This window comes from uncultured Rhodospira sp. (assembly GCF_937138205.1).
In the GTDB taxonomy this organism is placed as follows: domain Bacteria; phylum Pseudomonadota; class Alphaproteobacteria; order Rhodospirillales; family Rhodospirillaceae; genus Rhodospira.
This window is the reverse complement of the sequence record NZ_CAKZOT010000097.1, coordinates 1-2,935: the sequence shown is the minus strand read 5'-3', so window position 1 is coordinate 2,935 and position 2,935 is coordinate 1. Positions and strand designations below refer to the sequence as shown.

4 protein-coding genes and 1 pseudogene are annotated in these 2,935 nt (G+C 63.0%); 4 read left to right on the top strand and 1 reads right to left on the bottom strand.

Annotated elements, in window-relative coordinates; all coding sequences use genetic code 11:
* Window positions 1–527, top strand: a 527-nt coding sequence (locus tag Q0309_RS13945; protein ID WP_299442273.1) for a site-specific integrase, incomplete at its 5' end; no start/stop codon positions are given.
* Window positions 528–862: 335 nt separating this feature from the next.
* Window positions 863–1,162, top strand: a complete 300-nt coding sequence (locus Q0309_RS13940; protein ID WP_299442270.1) for a hypothetical protein — start codon at window positions 863–865, stop codon at window positions 1,160–1,162.
* A 53-nt stretch (window positions 1,163–1,215) separates the two neighbouring features.
* On the opposite strand, the gene Q0309_RS13935 is transcribed toward Q0309_RS13940, so the two are convergent.
* On the bottom strand, window positions 1,216–1,944 hold the full coding sequence (locus Q0309_RS13935) for a Crp/Fnr family transcriptional regulator (RefSeq protein ID WP_299442267.1): 729 nt from the start codon (window positions 1,942–1,944) through the stop codon (window positions 1,216–1,218).
* Window positions 1,945–2,096: 152 nt separating this feature from the next.
* On the opposite strand from Q0309_RS13935, the gene Q0309_RS13930 reads away from it, so the two are divergent.
* Entirely contained in the window at window positions 2,097–2,333 is a 237-nt protein-coding gene (locus Q0309_RS13930; protein WP_299442264.1) for a hypothetical protein, read from the top strand.
* A 37-nt stretch (window positions 2,334–2,370) separates the two neighbouring features.
* A pseudogene (locus Q0309_RS13925) lies at window positions 2,371–2,935 on the top strand (B12-binding domain-containing radical SAM protein); the annotation flags it as partial.

The window sequence follows — 2,935 nt, the reverse complement described above, 5'->3', positions numbered from 1 at the left end:
TGACCGGGTGTCGGCTGAACGAGATCATGACCCTGCGCTGGGAGCATGTCGACCTGCGCAACCGGGCGCTGCGGCTGCCGGAGTCAAAGACGGGCGCCAAGGTGGTGCATTTCGGCGATACGGTGGCCGCCGTGTTGCGGGGCATTGAGCGCGTTGCCGGGAACTCCTGGGTCATCACCGGACGGAAAGAGGGATCGCGGCTCACCGACCTGCAGCACCCCTGGCGGCGCATCCGTGCCGGCGCCGGCCTCGATGACGTCCGCCTGCACGACCTGCGCCATTCCTTCGCCAGCGGCGCGCTGAGCCTCGGCGAGGGCCTGCCGATGATCGGCAAGCTGCTGGGCCATTCCCAGGTCCAGACCACCGCCCGCTACGCCCACCTTGCCGACGATCCGGTCAAGGCCGCCGCCGGAAAGGTCTCGGACTCCGTTGGGGCGGCGATGATGGGTGGCCGAGATCGGGTGGCGGCGCGTGACAATTTTGCAAGGAGCCAAGATAAACATCAAGGTATGACTGCTGAAATATGAGAACTCTGAAAATAAAAAATAGAAATAGCCGATTGAAATGGCGCTCCGTCAATACCATATGCGAAACGCTGGCAAATCATTGCCGGCATGGCCCGAAAAGGGGCACTCATGTCTTTCAAAACATTCGCCCAATCGCACCCCAACGCATACAAGGATACGTCGGACGACAAGGCGGCGGGTGCGCCGGCCGCCGGGAAAGCGGCCGCCCAGCCCCCCGGAAAAGGGAGCGATGTGGCTTCGGAGCAGAAGTCGAAGTGACGGGACTCGGAGGGGGGCGACTCCCTCCGCCTGCCTCCCCCCCCCCTGCCGGGATCGTCGCGACGCGGAGTTCTCCGATGACCGTCCGCACATCAAAGAAAACCGTCACCTTCGCATACCCCTTCACTCTCGGTGATTTCGACGAGCTTCTCCAGCCCGGGACCTACGACGTGGAAACGGACGAGGAACGACTGGAGGGCGTGTCGTTCGAAGCCTATCGAAGGGTACAGACCCTGGTCCACCTGCCCGCGACGCCTGCAACTCCTGGGCGTTCGCGAACGCTGACGGTCGATCCCGATGACCTGGAGGCAGCCCTGGCGCGCGATGCGGCGGCGTCAATCCAGACCGCGCCAGAAGAGCCGCGGACAGCCCGGTAAAGGGCCCGCTCAGCGCATCCGCCAACGCGATCCCGGCGACCGCCGCGCGGGCATCACGTCCCGGGATGGCCGTGATTGAGATAGCCGCTGTCGAAACCGGCCAGGTCCTCAAGCCCCGCCAAGTCGAGAATAATCACCTGTTGGGCCTTGAGCGTGATGAGTCCGCGTTCGCGCAATTGCCTGAGAGTGCGGTTGACATGGATGGCGCTGAGCCCCAGCGCGTCGGCCAGAACATACTGATTGAGAGGGCAGGCGAATCCGTTGTTCGTCACTTTGCCGATCAAGGCCAGGCGTTGCCCCAGTTCCAGAAAGAAATGGGCGGTGCGCTCGATGGCGCTTCGCCGCCCGATATTCACCAGGTGCTCGACCACCATCGCCTCGTCACGGGAGGTGGCCCACATGATGGCCGTGGCCAGACGCGGAAAGTCCTGGAAAATCTGGGTCATTCTTTGCTGAGACACTTCGCTGATGACGGCGTCGGTCAGGCTCTCGAAAGAATGGTCGGAGGTGCGCAACAAGATACTGCGCAATCCCATGAAATCACCGGGAAGCGGGAAGCCGATGATCTGCCGGCCGCCGTCGGGAACGATTTTGTAGCAGTTGGCCCAACCCTCAAGAAGCAGCCAAGCGCGATGGTCTTTCTGCCCCTCGTATACGATTTCCGTTTGCGGCGCCACGCTGCGACGGATGGATTCCAGTTCGGCAACGCACCGCAATTCGTCCGGCACCAGCGGCATGAAGGAGCCAAGCTTTCTCGCCAAGGGACTTTCGCTTGCGGACATGGGTCGTGCTCCCGGGTCGCACCGTTGGTACCAAGCCAACAGGCTATCCCAGATTAGCATGCGGCGCCGCGGGACGCGGTAGCCTTTCCCGTTCAGTCGCCCTGGAGCGCGGCACGGCATACCGCCAGCCCCCACCTCCTCGAGGACCGCACGTGAAACCTGATCCCGATATCGCCGGTTTGGCGGCCCTGTCCATCTGCGAGTCCCTGCTCCTGTCGATGACCGACCTGGAGATCATCGACCGCGACGAAGCCCACGCGATCCTTGAGGACGCCGCCACGGCGCATCGAAGAGCCATGGAGGAGGCCACCAATCAGCATGTGCATCGGGACGTCGCCGACCTGATCGAACGCATCATCAAGGGCAGGAACTCGACCCGCCCCGTCTGATGGTCGTCCCTGCGGCCTGCCTGAAAGGGGCCAGTCCATGCATCTGCTGCTCATCAATCCCAGGCTGCCCGAAAGCTATTGGAGCTTCAAATGGGCGGTGGACCATGTGCTGCCGGGCAAGCGGGCGGTGAATCCGCCACTCGGCCTCGCGACCCTGGCCGCGCTGTGCTCCCGCGATTGGGACGTCGAGATTGTTGACGAGAACGTCGAGACCATTCCGTTGACGACCACTGCGGACATTGTTGGCGTGTGCGGCATGGGCGTGCAGCATCCCCGCCAACGGGAGTTGTTGGCCTATTACCGCGAACAGGGCCACTACGTGGTGGCCGGCGGCAGTTACGCATCGCTGTGCCGCGAGGACTACACCGCCGTCGCGGACACCGTGGTGGCCGGCGAGGCCGAGTACATCTGGAAGGCGTTTTGTGACGACTTCGAGCGCGGTGAACCGAAACCCATGTATCACGAGACCGGGACAGTCGATCTTGGGGACTCCCCGCTCCCCCGCTTCGATCTGCTGAAGCTCGACCTCTACACCAATGTCACGCTTCAGTTTTCGCGTGGCTGCCCGTTCCGCTGCGAGTTCTGCGACATCATTGTCATGT